Annotated in this window: 16 protein-coding genes and 1 pseudogene; 15 read left to right on the top strand and 2 right to left on the bottom strand. The window is 71.9% G+C overall.

Going from position 1 to position 17366, the window contains the following annotated elements; genetic code table 11:
• Nucleotides 1-21: 21 nt before the first annotated feature.
• From ACVGV2_RS16455 to ACVGV2_RS16435, 5 genes and pseudogenes are all read left to right on the top strand, one after another.
• Nucleotides 22-477: pseudogene (locus ACVGV2_RS16455) on the top strand (pentapeptide repeat-containing protein); the annotation flags it as partial.
• Between the two features lie 193 nt (nucleotides 478-670).
• Nucleotides 671-994 carry a pentapeptide repeat-containing protein gene (locus tag ACVGV2_RS16450; RefSeq protein ID WP_459163250.1) on the top strand — a complete coding sequence of 108 codons (324 nt, stop codon included), beginning with the start codon at nucleotides 671-673 and terminating at the stop codon, nucleotides 992-994.
• Nucleotides 995-1027: 33 nt separating this feature from the next.
• On the top strand, nucleotides 1028-2260 hold the full coding sequence (locus tag ACVGV2_RS16445) for a cysteine desulfurase family protein (RefSeq protein ID WP_459163249.1): 1233 nt from the start codon (nucleotides 1028-1030) through the stop codon (nucleotides 2258-2260).
• Between the two features lie 3 nt (nucleotides 2261-2263).
• The gene (gene mnmA / locus ACVGV2_RS16440) at nucleotides 2264-3355 is read left to right on the top strand and encodes a tRNA 2-thiouridine(34) synthase MnmA (RefSeq protein ID WP_459163248.1); all 1092 of its coding nucleotides are present in this window, start codon (nucleotides 2264-2266) and stop codon (nucleotides 3353-3355) included.
• A 66-nt stretch (nucleotides 3356-3421) separates the two neighbouring features.
• The gene (locus ACVGV2_RS16435) at nucleotides 3422-5050 is read left to right on the top strand and encodes a fatty acyl-CoA synthetase (protein ID WP_459163247.1); all 1629 of its coding nucleotides are present in this window, start codon (nucleotides 3422-3424) and stop codon (nucleotides 5048-5050) included.
• 27 nt (nucleotides 5051-5077) lie between these two features.
• Here the strand turns inward: ACVGV2_RS16435 and ACVGV2_RS16430 are convergent, their stop codons facing one another.
• Entirely contained in the window at nucleotides 5078-5638 is a 561-nt protein-coding gene (locus ACVGV2_RS16430) for a GNAT family N-acetyltransferase (protein WP_459163246.1), read from the bottom strand.
• Between the two features lie 84 nt (nucleotides 5639-5722).
• Here ACVGV2_RS16430 and ACVGV2_RS16425 point away from each other — a divergent pair, with 84 nt between their 5' ends.
• From ACVGV2_RS16425 to ligA, 5 genes are all read left to right on the top strand, one after another.
• Nucleotides 5723-6754, top strand: coding sequence for a uroporphyrinogen decarboxylase/cobalamine-independent methonine synthase family protein (locus tag ACVGV2_RS16425; RefSeq protein ID WP_459163245.1), 1032 nt, complete (start codon nucleotides 5723-5725; stop codon nucleotides 6752-6754).
• A 112-nt stretch (nucleotides 6755-6866) separates the two neighbouring features.
• The gene (locus ACVGV2_RS16420) at nucleotides 6867-7052 is read left to right on the top strand and encodes a hypothetical protein (RefSeq protein WP_459163244.1); all 186 of its coding nucleotides are present in this window, start codon (nucleotides 6867-6869) and stop codon (nucleotides 7050-7052) included.
• A gap of 140 nt (nucleotides 7053-7192) precedes the next feature.
• Entirely contained in the window at nucleotides 7193-8617 is a 1425-nt protein-coding gene (locus tag ACVGV2_RS16415) for an NAD(P)/FAD-dependent oxidoreductase (RefSeq protein ID WP_459163243.1), read from the top strand.
• 186 nt (nucleotides 8618-8803) lie between these two features.
• The gene (locus tag ACVGV2_RS16410) at nucleotides 8804-9490 is read left to right on the top strand and encodes a hypothetical protein (protein WP_459163242.1); all 687 of its coding nucleotides are present in this window, start codon (nucleotides 8804-8806) and stop codon (nucleotides 9488-9490) included.
• A gap of 68 nt (nucleotides 9491-9558) precedes the next feature.
• A complete protein-coding gene (gene ligA, locus ACVGV2_RS16405; RefSeq protein ID WP_459163241.1) occupies nucleotides 9559-11715 on the top strand; it encodes an NAD-dependent DNA ligase LigA in 2157 nt (718 codons plus the stop codon).
• Nucleotides 11716-11736: 21 nt separating this feature from the next.
• On the opposite strand, the gene ACVGV2_RS16400 is transcribed toward ligA, so the two are convergent.
• Nucleotides 11737-12390: an ACT domain-containing protein gene (locus ACVGV2_RS16400; RefSeq protein ID WP_459166024.1), complete on the bottom strand. Its 654-nt coding sequence runs from the start codon at nucleotides 12388-12390 to the stop codon at nucleotides 11737-11739.
• Between the two features lie 506 nt (nucleotides 12391-12896).
• Between ACVGV2_RS16400 and gatC the strand changes: the two genes are divergently transcribed.
• From gatC to ACVGV2_RS16375, 5 genes are all read left to right on the top strand, one after another.
• A complete protein-coding gene (gene gatC, locus ACVGV2_RS16395) occupies nucleotides 12897-13196 on the top strand; it encodes an Asp-tRNA(Asn)/Glu-tRNA(Gln) amidotransferase subunit GatC (protein ID WP_459163240.1) in 300 nt (99 codons plus the stop codon).
• Nucleotides 13196-14725 carry an Asp-tRNA(Asn)/Glu-tRNA(Gln) amidotransferase subunit GatA gene (gene gatA / locus ACVGV2_RS16390; RefSeq protein WP_459163239.1) on the top strand — a complete coding sequence of 510 codons (1530 nt, stop codon included), beginning with the start codon at nucleotides 13196-13198 and terminating at the stop codon, nucleotides 14723-14725. Before gatC ends, gatA begins: the two co-directional genes overlap by 1 nt.
• Complete coding sequence (locus ACVGV2_RS16385) at nucleotides 14725-14919, top strand: hypothetical protein (RefSeq protein WP_459163238.1); 195 nt, start codon at nucleotides 14725-14727, stop codon at nucleotides 14917-14919. Before gatA ends, ACVGV2_RS16385 begins: the two co-directional genes overlap by 1 nt.
• Nucleotides 14916-16424: an Asp-tRNA(Asn)/Glu-tRNA(Gln) amidotransferase subunit GatB gene (gene gatB / locus ACVGV2_RS16380; RefSeq protein ID WP_459163237.1), complete on the top strand. Its 1509-nt coding sequence runs from the start codon at nucleotides 14916-14918 to the stop codon at nucleotides 16422-16424. The genes ACVGV2_RS16385 and gatB overlap by 4 nt, the downstream gene beginning before the upstream one ends.
• Nucleotides 16425-16806: 382 nt before the next feature.
• Nucleotides 16807-17340: a DUF3558 family protein gene (locus ACVGV2_RS16375; protein WP_459163236.1), complete on the top strand. Its 534-nt coding sequence runs from the start codon at nucleotides 16807-16809 to the stop codon at nucleotides 17338-17340.
• The last annotated feature ends 26 nt before the right edge of the window (nucleotides 17341-17366 follow it).

Raw genomic sequence — 17366 nt, 5'->3', positions numbered from 1 at the left:
GGGCCGTCGGCCTCCGGCGCTGTGCTTCCGCTGCGGAAATCCCTTGCGGAATTCCCCTGCGAAGTTCCCCTGCGAACGGGCGGGTGCCGCGCGCACCCGCCCGTTCGCGCGTGTCGGCGCGGGTGCAGCCGGCCGCTGGTGCGCGGGGTGTCGGTCGCGGTTGGCAGAATCCAGCGCGTGGAAGGCACCGAGCAGCACGCGGAGCCCCGCGACCGCGACGGGACCTGGCTCGACCGCGACGTCTCCGGCCGCGACCTGCGGGACGTGTTCGGGCAGGGCACCACGCCGCGGACCGGTCCGGTGTTCCGCCGGTGCGACTTCACGGCAGCGGATCTGCGCGGAGCGGAGCTCGCCGACGCGGTGTTCGAGCAGTGCACCCTCGTGCAGGCACGGATGGGCGGAGCACGGCTCGACGGCGCGCGCATCACCGGCTCCCGGTGCGCCGGCTCAGACCTCACCGACGCGGACCTCACCGATGCGGTCTTCGAGGACGCCGACCTCTCCCACGCCCGATTGACCGGAGCCCTGTCGGCCGACGCGCGGTTCCGCGGGTGCCGCATGATCGGGGTCGACCTCAGGGCCCGGCGCGGACTCGCCGTCGCCATCACCATCGAGGACTGCAACTTGCAGTTGGCCGAACTGTCCGAACTGTCGCTGCGGGGGGGCTCGTGTGACGGGCAGCGACCTCAGCGAAGCCGACCTGTGGGGCACCGACCTGCGGGGCGCCGTGCTCACCGGTTGCCGCTTGCGCGATGCGGACCTCTCCACGGCCCGGTTGGACGGTGCCGACCTGCGCGGGAGTGATCTCGGAGAGCTCACCGCAGATGCGCCGCGGCACCTGCGCGGCGCGATCGTGTCACCCGGAGCAGGCAGTGCAGATCTGCGCCGCGCTGGGCGTCACCGTGCTCGAGCAGCACGAGCACGCAGGCGGCAGCGCTCATCGGTGAGTTCGCTGCGCACGTCGTTCGGCGCCGATGCCCCCACACGCGAGTGAGCTCCGCTGCGCGTGCAGTACCCTGGGAAAACGATGACCTACCTGGACCACGCCGCCACGACCCCGATGCGGCCGAACGCGATCGCGGTGACCAGCGAGGCGCTGAGCCGGCTGGGCAACGCGTCCTCGCTGCACAGCTCGGGCCGGCGGGCCCGACGTGCGGTGGAGGAATCCCGGGAGGACATCGCCGCCGCGCTCGGTGCGCGCCCCTCGGAGGTCCTGTTCACCGGCGGCGGCACGGAGAGCGACAACCTGGCCATCAAGGGCATCTTCTGGTCGCGGCGCGCCGCCGACCCGCGGCGCCACCGGATCGTCGCCTCCGGTGTGGAGCACCACGCCGTGCTCGACGCGGTCGAGTGGCTGGTCAAGCACGAGCAGGCCGAGGTGACCTGGCTGGAGGTGGACTCGTGGGGGCGCGTGCTCCCGGGCGAGCTGGAGCGGGTGCTGTCCCAGCACGCCGACGAGGTGGCGCTGGCCACGGTCATGTGGGCGAACAACGAGGTCGGCACGGTCAACCCGGTCCGCGAGTTGGCCGCGGTCGCCGAACGCCACGGCGTGCCGCTGCACACCGACGCGGTGCAGGCGGTCGAAACGGTTCCGGTGGACTTCGCCGCCTCGGGGGCGGCGGCGATGACGCTCACCGGGCACAAGATCGGCGGTCCCTACGGCGTGGGGGTGCTGCTGCTGGCGCGGGACGTCGACTGCACGCCCGTGCTGCACGGGGGTGGGCAGGAGCGCGAGGTGCGTTCCGGCACGCTGGACACGCCGGGGATCCTGGGGCTGGCCAGCGCGCTGCGCGAGGCGGTGGACGAACGCGACCGGCACGCCGCGGAACTGGCCGCGCTGCGGGAGGAGCTGATCGCCGGGGTGCGCGCGGCGGTGCCGGACGTGGTGCTCAACGGCGATCCCGGTGGTGGTGAGGTGGACGGCGGCCCGGCCCGGGTGGCGGGCAACGCCCACTTCACGTTCCCCGACTGCGAGGGGGACAGCTTGTTGATGTTGTTGGATGCCCAGGGCATCGAGTGCTCCACCGGGTCGGCCTGCACCGCCGGGGTGGCCGAGCCGAGCCACGTGCTGCTGGCGATGGGGGCACCGGCGCGGACCGCGCGGGGGTCGCTGCGGTTCTCCTTGGGGCACACTTCGACCGCGGACGACGTGCGGGCGCTGACCGGGGCCATCGGCCCGGTGGTGGAGCGGGCCCGCAACGCCGGGCTTGCAGGCCTGCGTCGGTCCGCGGAGAGGACGACCGCCGCTACGGAGGTGTGAGACGTGCGAGTTTTGGCCGCGATGAGCGGCGGTGTGGATTCGGCTGTTGCTGCCGCGCGGGCCGTGGAGGCCGGGCACGAGGTGGTCGGCGTGCATCTGGCGTTGTCGGCCAAGCCCGGCACGCTGCGCAGCGGGGCGCGCGGGTGCTGCACCGTGGAGGATTCCCGCGACGCGCGGCGCGCCGCGGACCTGCTCGGCATCCCGTTCTACGTGTGGGATTTCGCCGAGCGGTTCACCGAGGACGTCATCGAGAACTTCGTCGGTGAGTACGCCGCCGGGCGCACTCCGAACCCGTGCCTGACCTGCAACGAGAAGATCAAGTTCCAGGCCGTGCTGGAAAAGGGCATGGCGCTCGGCTTCGATGCGGTGTGCACCGGGCACTACGCGCAGCTGTCCGTTGTGGACGGCAAACCGGTGCTGCGGCGCAGCCGGGACGAGGGCAAGGACCAGTCGTACGTGCTCGCGTCGCTGACGTCCGAGCAGCTGCGCCATTCGATGTTCCCGCTCGGCCACTCGCTCAAGTCCGAGGTGCGCGACGAAGCCGCGCACCGCGACCTGGCGGTGGCGTCCAAACCGGACAGCCACGACATCTGCTTCATCCCGGACGGCGACACCAAGAAGTTCCTCGACGAGCAGATCGGGCACAACCCCGGTGAGCTCGTCGATGCCGAGAGCGGCGCCGTGCTCGGCCACCACACCGGCGTGCACGGGTTCACCGTGGGGCAGCGCAAGGGCCTGGGCATCGACGCTCCCGCGCCGGACGGGCGTCCGCGCTACGTGCTCTCGCTGGAACCGGTCTCCGGCACGGTCGAGGTCGGTTCGGCCGAGCAGCTCGACGTCACCGAGATCGAGGCCGACCGGCCGATCTGGCCGTCCGAGCAGCCGCTGGACGGGCCCACCGAGTGCGCCGTGCAGGTGCGCGCGCACGGCGAAGCGGTCGAGGCCGTGGCGGAGGCGGACGACAGCGGCATCCGGGTGCAGTTGCGCCGCCCGATGCGCGGTGTCGCACCGGGCCAGGCGATGGTGCTGTACCGGCCGGATTCCGCGGCCGGCGATCTCGTGCTCGGCAGCGGGATCATCGCCGGCACGCGCTGAAGGCGTGTTGGAATCCTCCGCGCACCCCGGTAGTGTCGTCCGTCACACCCGGCGAACGGAGGCGGCATGGAGGCTCTTCGCTCCAGCACGGTGGCGGATGTGCTGCGGCGCAGCGCCGCACGGCACCCCGAGCGGACCGCGCTGCGGTTCACCGACGACGCGGGGCGGACGCGCAGCTGGACCTACGCGGATCTCGACGCCGCGGTCAGCCGGGCGGCCGCGCGGCTGGTCGAGGCCGGTGCGCGCGCCGGGGACCGGGTGGCGGCCTACGGCAAGAACTCGGACGCCTACCTCATCGGTTACCTGGCGTGCGCCCGGGCGGGGCTGATCCACGTGCCGGTGAACAACAGCCTCACCGGCACCGAGCTGGCGTACCTGCTCAGCCAGTCCGGCAGCACGCTGGCGCTGGTCGACCCCGACCTGTCCGCGGAGGTCGCCGAGGTGCGCGCGAACACCGCGCTGCAGCGCACGCTGCCGCTGCGCGACCGCGAGGGGTCCCTGCTGGAACTGGCCACCTCCGGCCCGGTGCCCGAACCGGCCGCGCCGCCGGACGAGAACGACGTCGTGCAGCTGCTGTACACCTCGGGCACCACCTCGCAACCCAAGGGCGCGATGATGACCCACCGCGCCCTGCTGCACGAGTACGTCTCGTGCATCCAGGCGCTGGACCTCGACCCCGCGGACCGGCCGCTGCACGTGATGCCGCTGTACCACTCGGCGCAGATGCACGTGTTCCTGCTGCCGTACCTGATGATCGGGGCCACCAACCACCTGCGCGAATCCCCGGAGCCGGCGGACCTGCTGCGGCGCATCGAGCAGGAGCGCATCGGTGCGTTCTTCGCCGTGCCCACGCTGTGGGTGGCGCTGGCCAACCACGCCGAGTTCGGCGCGCGCGACCTGCGTTCGCTGCGCAAGGCCTACTACGGCGCTTCGATCATGCCGGTGCCCGTGCTGCAGCGGTTGCAGGAGGCGCTGCCGGACCTGGCGTTCTACAACTGCTTCGGCCAGTCCGAGATCGGTCCACTCGCGACGGTGCTGCGACCCGAGGACCACGAGGAGCGGCCGGATTCGGCCGGAAAACCGGCACTGTTCGTGGAAACGCGCATCGTCGACGAGACCGGTGCGGACGTCGCCGCCGGCGAGCCGGGGGAGATCGTGTACCGCTCGCCGCAGCTGTGCACCGGGTACTGGGGCAAGCCGGAGGAGACCGAGGAGGCCTTCCGGGACGGGTGGTTCCACTCCGGCGACCTGGTGCGCGCCGACGAGGAGGGCTACGTCTACGTCGTCGACCGCATCAAGGACGTGATCAACACCGGTGGGGTGCTGGTGGCCTCGCGGGAGATCGAGGATGTGCTCTACACCCACCCCGCGGTGCGCGAGGTCGCGGTCGTGGCCGTGCCCGACGAGCAGTGGGGCGAGGCGATCAACGCCGTCGTCGTGCCGAACTCCGCAATGGACGGAGGGGCGATGGACGGAGCCCCAGGGGATGGAGCCCCGGGGGACGGGGGCCCGGTGGACGAACGGGAGCTCGCCGCGCACGTCCGCGAGAACCTCGCCGCGTTCAAAGTGCCCAAGCGGGTGCACGTCGTCGACGATCTCCCCCGCAACGGGGCCGGCAAGCTGCTCAAGCGCAACCTGCGCGACGCCATCCGCGACCACGGCACGCCCGCGCCGGACGAGCTCGCGGGAACGTGACGCTCGGGCGAGCGGCGGGCGCGGGACTCATTCCCGGCGCTGGGCGTCGCCGCCCTTGCGCGCGGCCGCGTGCAGGCGCGCCTTGGCCGGGTCGCGGGGACGCACGCCCGCGCGCGGCTGCCGGCTCGTCGGCATGTCCGGTGCGTGCCGGATGAACAGGGTGAGCGTGACGCTGTCGGTGAACCCGTTGCGGTGCATCACCTTCGCCGAAGCCGTGTTGCTGCGCTCCACGTCGGTGACGATGCGGGTGGCGCCCGCGGCGAACAGGGCGGCGCACGAGCGCTCCAGCAGCGCATCGGCCACACCCCGGCCGCGGTGCTCCGGGTCCACCCCGATCCACTCCACGTAGCCCCAGTCCGAGCGCTCCTCGTAGGACATCGAGGCCAGCACGAACCCGGCGACCGCCGCACCGTCCTCGACGACCCAGCAGGCCTCGGGCTGGGTGTCGAGGTGCGTGGCCGCGCTCGACAGCGACCAGGAGGTGTAGGGCATCGTGTTCACGTCGAACAGCCGGAACCCCAGGTCCAGCACGCCGGAGAGGTGGTCCAACCGCATCGGGATGGGGACGAGGGTCTCGGCGTCGGTCATGCCCGTCAGCGTGCCGGACGAAGGCCGCCCGCGCACACCCCCGGGGCGGCCGGCATGTCGATCCCCGGCAGGGACAATGGTGCCGTGAGTGAAGCACCTTGGCGAGCTGGTACGGCCACCGCGCTCGGCTCGATGCCGGGGACCGACGCGGTGGAGAGCGCGCGCACCGTGCTCGCGCAGCTACCCGATCTGACACCGTTGCCGGAGTTGCCCGCGCGGGGCGTGGGCGCCGACGCCGTGGGCCGCACCGCGGGCATGCTGGTCGACCTCGCGGTGGAGGTGGTGCCCTCGGGCTACCGCGTGGCGCAGCGCCCGGGCCGCGACCACCGGCGCGCCGTGGACCTGCTGCGCTGGGACCTGGACGCGATGGAGCAGGCCGTCACCGAGCTCGGCGCGCCGCGGATGGTGAAGGTGCAGGCCGTCGGGCCGTGGACCCTCGGCGCCGGGGTGGAACTCGCCAACGGCCACCGCGTGCTCACCGACCACGGTGCGCTGCGGGACTTCACGAGCTCCGCGCTGGAGGGGCTGGCCCGGCACGTCGACGAGGTCGTCACCCGCACCGGCGCGCCCGTGCTCGTCCAGCTGGACGAGCCGATGCTGCCGCAGGTGCTGGCGGGCGATCTGCCGACCCCCTCGGAGTACGGGACGGTCCCGGCCGTGCCGGAACCGGAAGCGCGGGCGCTGCTGTCCGATGTGCTCGATCACGTGCGCGGGATGACGCGGCAGCCGGTGATCGTGCACTGCGACGCACCGCGTCCGCCGGTGACGATGCTGCGGCGGTCCGGGGCGGACGCCGTCGCGCTGGACCTCCTGCGGCTCGGGGAGGTCAGCGGGGAGTTCGCCGATGCTTTCGGCGAGGCGTGGCAGGAAGGCACCACGTTCCTGCTCGGCCTGGTGCCGAACGCGGGCGATCCCACGTCGGACCAGGTGCGCGAGCTCGCCATGCCCGCGTTCGACCTGATCACGCGTCTCGGTTTCCCGGCCACCGTGCTGCGCGAGCACGCCGTGCCGACGCCGTGCGGCGGGTTGGCGCAGGCCACTCCGGCGTGGGCGCAGCGCGCGTTGAAGCTCTCCGCCGCGTTGGCGCGCATGTTCGCGGAGGAAGCCGCCGCCTGAGCGGGCACCGGGCGCGGCGCGCGGCCGACGTCCGGTCGGAGCACTTGTCGCAGCACGTCCGCCCTGCCAGAGTCGGGACCGAGGCACGACACGGCCATGGGAGGTGGCTCCGATGCGCGTGGTGCGAACCCACGTGGTGAGCCAGTGCTTCTGCCCGCGCGGCAGTGATCACCCCGGGCTCGGGGACGCCCGGGAAGCGGTCGAGAGCGGATCGGCCGCGGCCGAGATCGTTCCGACTCCGCTCCCACCACCCGCCGAACGCGGGTGCGCGGCGGTGCACGACGCCGCCGGCGGTTGACTCGCCTCCTTCCACCCGCTTCCCCCACCCGCACGCGTCCTGGCGTCGCGGGCCTCCCGATGCGCGCCCGGAGCCGTGCGCATCCGCACCAGTTCAAGCGACCGCACCAGTTCAAGCGAAGACGAAGCACGGTGTCCGTCATGCGTTCCGACCTGAGTCGACGACGTAGCTCCCACCCGCACCGGCACGTGGCCGCGCTGGCCGACGTGCAACCCCGACCCCTGTGGCTGGACGGTCCGGACCGTCCCGAGCCGGCCTCGGCCCTGACCCGAACCACTTCGACCGACCTGCTCGTCATCGGCGGCGGCTACACCGGGCTGTGGGCCGCGTTGCGCGCGAAGGAACGCGACCCCGCCCGGGACGTGGTGCTCGTCGAGTCCCGCGAATGCGGCTGGGCCGCGTCCGGGCGCAACGGCGGGTTCTGCGCCGCCAGCCTCACCCACGGTCTGCACAACGGGCTGCGCCGGTTCCCGCGGGAGGTGGGGCGGCTGGAGCGGCTCGGGCTGCGCAACCTCGACGAGATCGAGAAGGCCGTGCACGCCCACGGCATCGACTGCGACTTCGAGCGCACCGGGGAGCTCGAGGTCGCCGTGGCCGACTGGCAGTTGCCCCAGCTGCGCTCGGCGGCGCGGCTGGCCGCCGAGCACGGCCACGACGCCCGGCTGCTCGACGCCGAGCAGACGCGCGGCGAGGTGAACTCGTCGACCTACCGCGGCGCGCTGTGGATGCGGGACTCGGTCGCGCTGGTGGACCCGGCGCGGCTGGCGCGGGGCCTGCGTGCGGCCTGCCTGCGCGCGGGGGTGCGGCTGCACGAACGCACCCCGGTGCACGCGCTGCAGGACGAGCGCGCCGGCGTGACCGCCAGCACCCCGTACGCAGCGGTGCACGCGCGGCACGTGCTGCTGGCCACGAACGCGTTCCGGCCGTTGCTCGCCGGGCTGCGCCGCTACGTGCTGCCGATGTACGACCACGTGCTGGCCACGGAACCGCTCACCGGTCGGCAGCTGGCCGACATCGGCTGGGACCGCCGCCAGGGCGTCAGCGATTCGGGCAACCAGTTCCACTACTACCGGCTCACCGCCGACAACCGGATCCTGTGGGGCGGCTACGACGCCGTGTACCACTTCGGCGGAGCTGTGCGCGATGAGCTGGACCAGCGGCCGGAGACCTTCGCCACGCTCGCCGAGCACTTCTTCGCCACGTTCCCGCAGCTGGAGGGGGTGCGTTTCACGCACGCCTGGGGCGGTGCGATCGACATGTGCGCCAGGCTGTGCCCGTTCGTCGGTACGGCGCGCCGCGGCCGCGTCGGCTACGCCCTCGGTTACAGCGGCCTGGGCGTGGGCGCCAGCCGGTTCGCCGCCGGCGCGGTGCTCGACCTGCTGGACGGGCGGCGCGGTGAGAACACCGACCTGGGCCTGGTGCGCACGCATCCGCGCCGGTTGCCGCCGGAACCGCTGCGGTGGGCGGGGACGCAGCTGACGCGGAGGTCGCTGGCCGCTGCCGACCGGGACCGGGGACGGCCGAACTGGTGGCTGCGCGCGCTGCGCAGCGCCGGTGTCGGCTGAGCAGGGCAGCCGGCCGGGGTGGCCCGCCTCCGCTGCCGTCGTGCTCGCCGCTGGTCGTGCGGCCGCCGCTCGCAGCCGGCGCGCGCGCAGCCGGCGGCGGGCACGACGGCCGCGATGCAGCAGCCGTGCAGTGCGGTTGGGCCGAACCGGCCCCGCTGCGGCGGCCGGAGCGGCACAATGGGTCCCATGCTGAACTTCTTCCGCCGCCGCGGCGCCGCGAGCGGAGCCGAGCGAGCAGACCCGGACGCACGTGCGGCGGCGTTCTGGCAGCGCTGGGACGAGCTGCTGCCCGAGATCACCTCGGCGCTGGCGGACGGCCGCCCGCAGCACGTCGAGCCGCTGGTGTCCGATCTGGTGCGGCGGTTGCACCCGGACCTGGGCTTCTCGTTCGAGCGCGGTCTGCGCGCCACCTACGCGCTGGTCGTCAGCGGTGAGGCGGATCCGCAGCTGCGCCCCTACACCGACGCGTGGATGCGGGCAGCTCCGCAGGAGGACCAGGCGTGGGAGTACCACGACGCGATCCCGCCGGTGCCCGATCCGATGGAGGTGACGGTGCGCCTGGGCGAGACCCCGTACACGCTGGCGGACGTGCGGGTCGTGGCCCAGGTCGACGGCGCGGCCGGTGTGGTCGACGTCGCCGTGCACCACCCGGGGTTCGCCGGTCTCGAGGACCGTTCGCGCACGGCGCTGGCGCTGATGGCGCTCGACGCCGCGCTCGGGGAACGTCGCGCCGCCGACCGGCTCGGCCGCATCGAGACGGCCGAGTTCCCGCCGGAGTCCACGGTCGATCTCGCACGATTGCGTGAACTTGCCGAAGAACTGGAGCGCACCGGGACCGATCCCGGGCAGGGCGGAGCGGTGGCCGCCTCCTGACGGTGTCGGACGCGCTCGCTACTCTCGAGGTGACCAGGCGGAACCGTGTGATCCGGGGAGCAGTACGCGTGACCGAGCAAGCAGCCGACGCAGCGGAGCGCGGCGCCGAGGAGGACGTCCCGCGTGACGCCGCGGCGGGGCGCAGCGCCGAAGGCGTGGAGGACGTGCCCGCCGACGTGCGCGAGCAGCACGCCGAGTTGGCCGAGGCGGTCCGCGCGCACCAGTTCCGCTACTACGTGCTGGATTCGCCGATCATCACCGACGGTGAGTTCGACGAGCTGTTCACCCGGCTGCAGCGCGCGGAGCGGGAGCACCCGGGCCTGGCGGCGGCCGACTCGCCGACGCGCGTGGTCGGCGGCACCTTCTCCACCGAGTTCACCGCTGCCGACCACCTCGAGCGGATGCTCAGCCTGGACAACGCGTTCAACGTGGACGAGCTGCGCTCCTGGGCGGACCGCGTGGAACGCGAGATCGGCGGTGGCGCGCACTACCTGTGCGAGCTCAAGATCGACGGCTTGGCGATCAACCTGCTCTACCGCGGCGGCAAGCTGGAACGCGCGCTGACCCGCGGTGACGGCCGCACCGGCGAGGACGTGACGCTGAACGTGCGCACCGTGGGCGACGTTCCGCAGCAGCTGACCGCCGGCGAGGACTACCCGGTGCCGGACGTGGTGGAAGTGCGCGGCGAGGTGTTCTTCCGCACCGACGAGTTCGACGTGCTCAACGAATCCCTGGTGCAGGAGGGCAAGGCGCCGTTCGCGAACCCCCGCAACGCCGCCGCCGGATCGCTGCGGCAGAAGGACCCGCGGGTGACGCGCAACCGCCCGCTGCACCTGATCTGCCACGGCCTCGGCCGCCGGGAGGGTTTCGAGCCGGAGCGGCAGTCCCACTCCTACGAGGCGCTGCGCGCCTGGGGACTGCCGGTTTCCGAGCACACCGTCGTGCTGTCCACCGTGGACGAAATCGTCGAGCACGTGCGGTACTGGGGGGAGCACCGGCACGACGCGGAGCACGAGATCGACGGTGTCGTGGTCAAGGTGGACGAAGTGCCGCTGCAGCGGCGGTTGGGCACGACCTCGCGCACCCCGCGCTGGTCCGTCGCGTACAAGTACCCGCCGGAGCAGGCGACGACGACGCTGCGCGACATCCAGGTGAACGTGGGCCGCACCGGCCGCGTCACGCCGTTCGCCGTGATGGAGCCGGTCAAGGTCGCCGGTTCCACCGTGGCGCTGGCGACGCTGCACAACTCCGACGAAGTGCGCCGCAAGGCAGTGCTCATCGGCGATCGCGTGGTGATCCGCAAGGCCGGCGACGTCATCCCGGAAGTGCTCGGACCGGTGGTGGACGTGCGCACGGGCGAGGAGCGCGAGTTCGCGATGCCCGCGCACTGCCCGGAGTGCGGCACGCAGCTGCACCGCGAGAAGGAGAGCGACGTGGACATCCGGTGTCCCAACACGCGCTCCTGCCCCGCACAACTGCGCGAACGACTGTTCCACCTCGCCGGGCGCGGCGCCTTCGACGTCGAAGTGATGGGCTACGAGGCCGCCGTGGCGCTGCTGCAGGCTGGTGTGCTCACCGACGAGGGGGACGTGTTCGATCTCGACGAGGACGCGCTGCTGGCGGTGCCGCTGTTCCGCACCAAGGACGGTTCCCTGTCGGCCAACGGGACCAAGTTGTTGCAGAACCTCCAGGCGGCGAAGGAGAAGCCGCTGTGGCGGGTACTGGTGGCTCTGTCCATCCGGCACGTGGGGCCGACCGCCGCGCAGGCGCTGGCGCGGGAGTTCGGTTCGCTGGACGCGATCGAGGAGGCTTCCGAGGAGCGACTGGCCGCGACCGACGGGGTCGGCCCGACGATCGCCGAATCGGTGCGCGAGTGGTTCACCGAGCCGTGGCACCGGGAAGTGGTGCGGAAGTGGCGCGAAGCGGGCGTGCGAACGGCCGACGAGCGCGACGAGTCGATTCCGCGCAACCTCGAAGGGCTGTCCATTGTGGTCACCGGAACGCTGCCGACGTACTCGCGCGACGAGGCCAAGGAGGCCATCATGGCGCGCGGCGGGCGTGCCGCGGGATCGGTGTCGAAGAAGACCGCGTTCGTCGTCGTGGGCGATTCCCCCGGTTCGAAGCACGACAGGGCGGTGCAGCTGGGCGTGCCCGTGCTCGACGAGGACGGGTTCCGCGTGCTGCTCTCCGACGGACCCGACGCCGCCGCCAGCCACGCGCTGTAGCTTCGGCGGCGGACTCTCTTCTCAACCGTCGAGCACGACGCCGACGATCCCGGCCAGGTGAGCCAACCGGGCGATCTCGGAGGCGCGGAACATCGGCCCGCCCGGGCGGCCCGCCAGCAGCACCCGGTCGGGTTTGCCGATCGGCGTGGCGGCGAGTTCCGTGCCGAGCTCCTGCCACGTCTCGGGCACCCAGTCGTCGTCGCCGTCGAGGCTCGTGGCGCGCGGCAGCGGCATCCACGGCAGTTCGAGGTAGCCCTCCTGCGGAGCGGAGGTGCTCGCGGACAGCTGTTCGGCACCGCCGGAGTGGTGGCCGAACACGAGGGCCCAACCGGAACGGATGATCTTCGGCACGCCCTCGGCGAAGATCTCCAGGCCGCGCGCCGGTTCGGCGGCGACCTCCTCGACGAGTTCGAGTTCGCGGTGCGTGTCCAGCACGCCCGCGTAGGGGCGGACGGCGTCGACCTCGACGCCGTCGATGGATTCCGCCGCGGTGATGAGCACGTCGGGCAGGCGTCCGGCCTCCATCTCCACGACCATGTCGTCGATCGCGACACCGTTGCCGCGTTCCACGACGTTGACGCCGAGGATGTCGGCCCCGATCTCGCCGAGTGCCGTCGCCACCGATCCGAGCGTGCCCGGTCGATCCGGTATCTGAACCCGGAGCAGGAAGGACACCGGACTCAAGCCTCCAGCTTCGTGCGCGGCACCTCGCCGTCCGCGCGTCTTCGCAGGCACGGGGTCGGGGCCCCGTGCGAACAACCGGCGCCGAAATTGTGGCAGATCGCGGCGTGTCGTGGTCAGCCTGGCGTCCGTGCAGTGGAACGATCGCCGCTTGCGCCCGTCCTGCCGGCCGCCGGGACGAACCCGGCGAACCGGTCGCCTCCCCGCCCCCGCGGGGCCTGCCCGATCGGCCCGTTGCGGCCGGGTGCGCGGCGGCGCCCCCCGCGGGCCGCGGGCCGGTAGCGCCATAGACTGGGAGTGTCGAACGGTTTCGCCGCGTGCCGTCGGCCTGCGCCGGAAGCGGAGCGGTGTCGACGACCGGGACGACCGGATCGGGGTGGCTCGGCCGCGCGGATGGCCGCGGAACGTTTCGGAACGAATCGGTTCCGCCTCTTCCGCGCTGTGCCGGGCCCGCCCGGGCGTGCACAACCGGACTGCGATCGGACCGAGGAGCCCGCACAGTGTCCAAGATCTCCCGCGACGAGGTCGAGCATCTCGCCGGCCTCGCCAGGCTGGCCGTGAGCTCCGAAGAGCTCGACACGTTCGCCGGCCAGCTCGACGTGATCCTGGAATCGGTGGCCAGGATCGGCGAGGTGGCCGCGGACGACATCCCGCCCACGTCGCACGCGGTGCCCACGACCAACGTGTTCCGCCCGGACGAGGTGCGGCCCGGCCTGACCCAGCAGCAAGCGCTGTCCGGTGCGCCGGCCGCAGAACAGGACCGGTTCCGCGTTCCGCGGATCCTCAACGAGGAGGCTTGATGACGTCGACCGCATCCGGCGGTGAGTTGACCGGGCTCACCGCGTCCGAACTCGCGGACAAGCTCGGCAACGGCGAGGTCTCGGCGGTCGAGGTCACCCAGGCGCACCTGGACCGCGTCACCGCCGTCGACACCGGCGTGCACGCGTTCCTGCACATCGACGCCGAGGGGGCGCTGGCCGCTGCGCGGCAGGTGGACGAGCGCCGCGCCGCCGGTGAGCAGCTGCCGCCGCTGGCCGGGGTTCCGCTGGCCCTCAAGGACGTGCTCACCACCAGCGACATGCCCACCACCTGCGGTTCGAAGATGCTCGAGGGCTGGACCCCGCCCTACGACGCCGCGGTGACCAGCAAACTGCGCGAATCCGGCGTGGTGGTGCTGGGCAAGACGAACATGGACGAGTTCGCCATGGGCTCGTCCACGGAGAACTCGGCCTTTGGCCCCACCCGCAACCCGTGGGACCTTAACCGCATCCCCGGCGGTTCCGGGGGCGGTTCCGCGGCGGCGCTGGCCGCGTTCGAGGCGCCGCTGGCGATCGGCACCGACACGGGCGGCTCGATCCGCCAGCCAGGTGCGGTGACCGGCACGGTCGGCGTCAAACCCACCTACGGCGGGGTCTCCCGCTACGGCCTCGTCGCCTTCTCGTCCTCGTTGGATCAGGTGGGTCCCTGCGCGCGCACGGTGACCGACGCGGCGCTGCTGCACGAGACGATCGCCGGGCACGACCGGGCCGACGCCACCTCGATCGACCGGCCGGTGCCGCCGGTGGTGCGGGCCGCGCGCGAGGGCGCCGCGGCCGACCTCAGCGGCGTGCGGGTCGGCGTGGTGCGCGAACTGTCCGGCGAGGGCTACCAGGACGGCGTGCTGCGCTCGTTCCGGACGGCCGTGGACCAGCTGACCGCGCTGGGCGCCGAAGTCGTCGAGGTCTCCTGCCCGCACTTCGAGTACGCCCTGGCGGCCTACTACCTCATCGCGCCGAGCGAGTGCTCCTCCAACCTCGCCCGGTTCGACGCGATGCGCTACGGGCTGCGCGTCGACGACGACGGCCAGCACAGCGCCGAGCAGGTCATGTCCGCCACCCGCGAGGCCGGGTTCGGCGACGAGGTCAAGCGCCGCATCATGCTCGGCACCTACGCGCTGTCGGCGGGCTACTACGACGCCTACTACGGCCAGGCCCAGAAGGTGCGCACGCTGATCAGCCGCGACTTCGAGGCGGCCTTCGGTTCGGTGGACGTGCTGGTCTCGCCGACCACGCCGACCACGGCCTTCCCGATCGGCGAACGCGTCGACGACCCGATGGCGATGTACCTCGCCGACGTGTGCACGCTGCCCGTCAACCTGGCCGGCACTCCCGCGATGAGCGTCCCCTCCGGCGTCTCCGAGGAGGACGGCCTCCCGGTGGGACTGCAGATCATGGCGCCGGCGATGGCCGACGACCGGCTCTACCGAGTCGGCGCGGCGTACGAGGCCGCCCGCGACGCCGCGCTGGGCGGCTCCTTCACCGACCGAATCCCCCGCCTGGAGGTCGCCTGATGAACCCCAAAGTGAAAGCCGCGATCCAGCTCGCCTCGACCGTCGGCGGCGTGGTCACCCTGCAGCGGCGGCTGCGGGAGGCCAAGGCCGACAAGGACAAGCTCGTGTTCGCCGACGCGGTCATCACCGGGCTCGGCCTGATCACGGGCACGGCGTTGGCCCTGCGGGAGCTGCGCAAGAGGGAGGACTCGTGACCACGGCCACCGAGATCATGGACTTCGACGGGGTCCTCGCCCGGTTCGACCCGGTGCTGGGCCTCGAGGTGCACGTGGAGCTGTCCACGGCGACGAAGATGTTCTGCTCCTGCGCCAACGCGTTCGGTGCCGAGCCGAACACGCAGGTCTGCCCGGTGTGCCTCGGCATGCCGGGGGCGCTGCCGGTGGTGAACGGCAAGGCGGTGGAATCGGCCGTCCGCATCGGCCTGGCGCTCAACTGCGAGGTGGCCGACTGGTGCCGGTTCGCCCGGAAGAACTACTTCTACCCGGACATGCCGAAGAACTTCCAGACCTCGCAGTACGACGAGCCGATCGTGCACGACGGCCACCTGGACGTGGTGCTCGACGACGGCGAGACCTTCCGCGTGGGCATCGAACGCGCCCACATGGAGGAGGACACCGGCAAGTCCGTGCACATGGGCGGGGCCGACGGCCGCATCCACGGGGCGGACTACTCGCTGCTGGACTACAACCGCGCCGGCGTGCCGCTCATCGAGATCGTCACCAAGCCGATCACCGGTGCGGGCGAGCGGGCACCGGAGGTCGCCCGCCAGTACGTGACCGCGCTGCGCGACCTGCTGCGCGCCCTCGGCGTGTCCGACGTGCGCATGGACCAGGGTTCGCTGCGCTGCGACGCCAACGTGTCGCTGAGCCCGAAGGACACCGGCGAGTTCGGCACGCGCACCGAGACGAAGAACGTGAACTCGTTGCGCAGCATCGAACGAGCCGTCCGCTACGAGATGCAGCGCCAGGCCGCCGCGATCACCGAGGGCGTGCGGATCGTGCAGGAGACGCGGCACTTCGACGAGGCCACCGGCAGCACGTCCGCCGGCCGGCCCAAGGAGACCTCCGAGGACTACCGGTACTTCCCGGAGCCCGACCTGGTGCCGATCGCCCCCTCGCGCGAGTGGGTCGAACAGTTGCAGCAGACCCTGCCCGAGCTGCCGTGGCAGCGGCGCAGGCGCGTGCAGGAGCAGTGGCAGCTCTCCGACGAGCAGCTGCGCGACCTGGTCAACGCCGGGGCGCTCGACGTCATCGCCGAAACGGTCGACGCGGGCGCCTCACCCGACCAGGCCCGCTCCTGGTGGGTGGCCTACCTGACGCAGCAGGCCAACGAGCGCGGCGTGGAACTGCGGGACCTGCCGATCACCCCGGCGCAGGTGGCGCGGGTGATCGAGCTGGAGAACGAGGGCACGCTGACGAACAAGCTCGCCCGGCAGGTCGTCGACGGCGTGCTCGCCGGCGAGGGCGAGCCGGACGAGGTCGTCAAGGCCCGCGGCCTCGAGGTCGTCTCGGACGAGTCGGAGCTGCAGAGCGCCGTCGACGAGGCCCTGGCCGCCCAGCCGGACGTGGCCGAGAAGATCCGCGGCGGCAAGGTGCAGGCCGCCGGTGCGATCGTCGGCGCGGTCATGAAGGCCACGCAGGGCCAGGCCGACGCCAAGCGGGTGCGCGAACTCGTGCTCGCGGCTTGCGACCAGCAGTGAGCTGACCGTGCAGGTTCGCCGGTAGCAAGGGGGCGGAGCGAGGGGCTTGTAGCAAGGGGGCGGGAGCAAGGGCTTGTAGCAAGCGCCCAGTGGCAAATGCCCTGGAGCAATCGCCCAGTGGCGAACATCCAGTGGCGAACTCCCCGCAGCAAACGCACAGCGCTGTATCGACGAGAAGGCCGGAGACCCGCGCGGGCCTCCGGCCTTCTTCGTGCGTTTTCGGCCACGACGCGGGTCCTGTGTCGTAGCATGCCGATGATCAACAGATTGGGGGAGACACCATGGCGAACACGGGCAAGGAGTTCGGCGTTGCCGAGGTGGCCCCGTTGTTGATCGAGCGCTATCAAGCGCATGTCGCCGAGCTGAAGGTGCGGTATTACGGATGAGTGGTCGTGGGGCGTGGTTGGTCGCCGCGGTGTTGGTGCTGACGGGGTTGGCGACGGCGTGTGGTTCCTCGGATCGGCCGCGGGAATTGTCCTTGGATGACGTGGATGCATGCAATCTCGTTTCTCGTTCCGACTTCGCGGAACTGGGCGTGAACGCGGAACCGCTATCGATCGATGTTGTGGAAGGAGCGAATAAGGAAGGGACGACCTGTGAGTACTCACCGCAATCTGCAACCGTTTCGGTTGCGGCCGTGACGAACCAGGGAATCGAGCGATGGACGAATGGTTCCATGGAGTCGTTCACGGCAACCGATGTTCCTCGGATTCAAGGATACCGAACGGTTCAGGTTCAAGTTGCCGATGTCCCAAGCGGGCCGCACGACATGTGCACGCTCTACGTGGACGCCGCGGAGAATCAGTCAGTGAAGGTGGCGGCTGGGCCCAATTCGGAAGGTGACCCGCCGACTTGCGAGACCGCGCGTCAGTTCGCAGGAGCTGCGATTAGCACGTTGTCCGCGAACCAAGCATGACTCGTGCGAACGGTTTCTGTTCCGGG

Source organism: Bounagaea algeriensis, from assembly GCF_054491375.1.
This window is presented reverse-complemented; position numbering and strand designations above follow the sequence as displayed.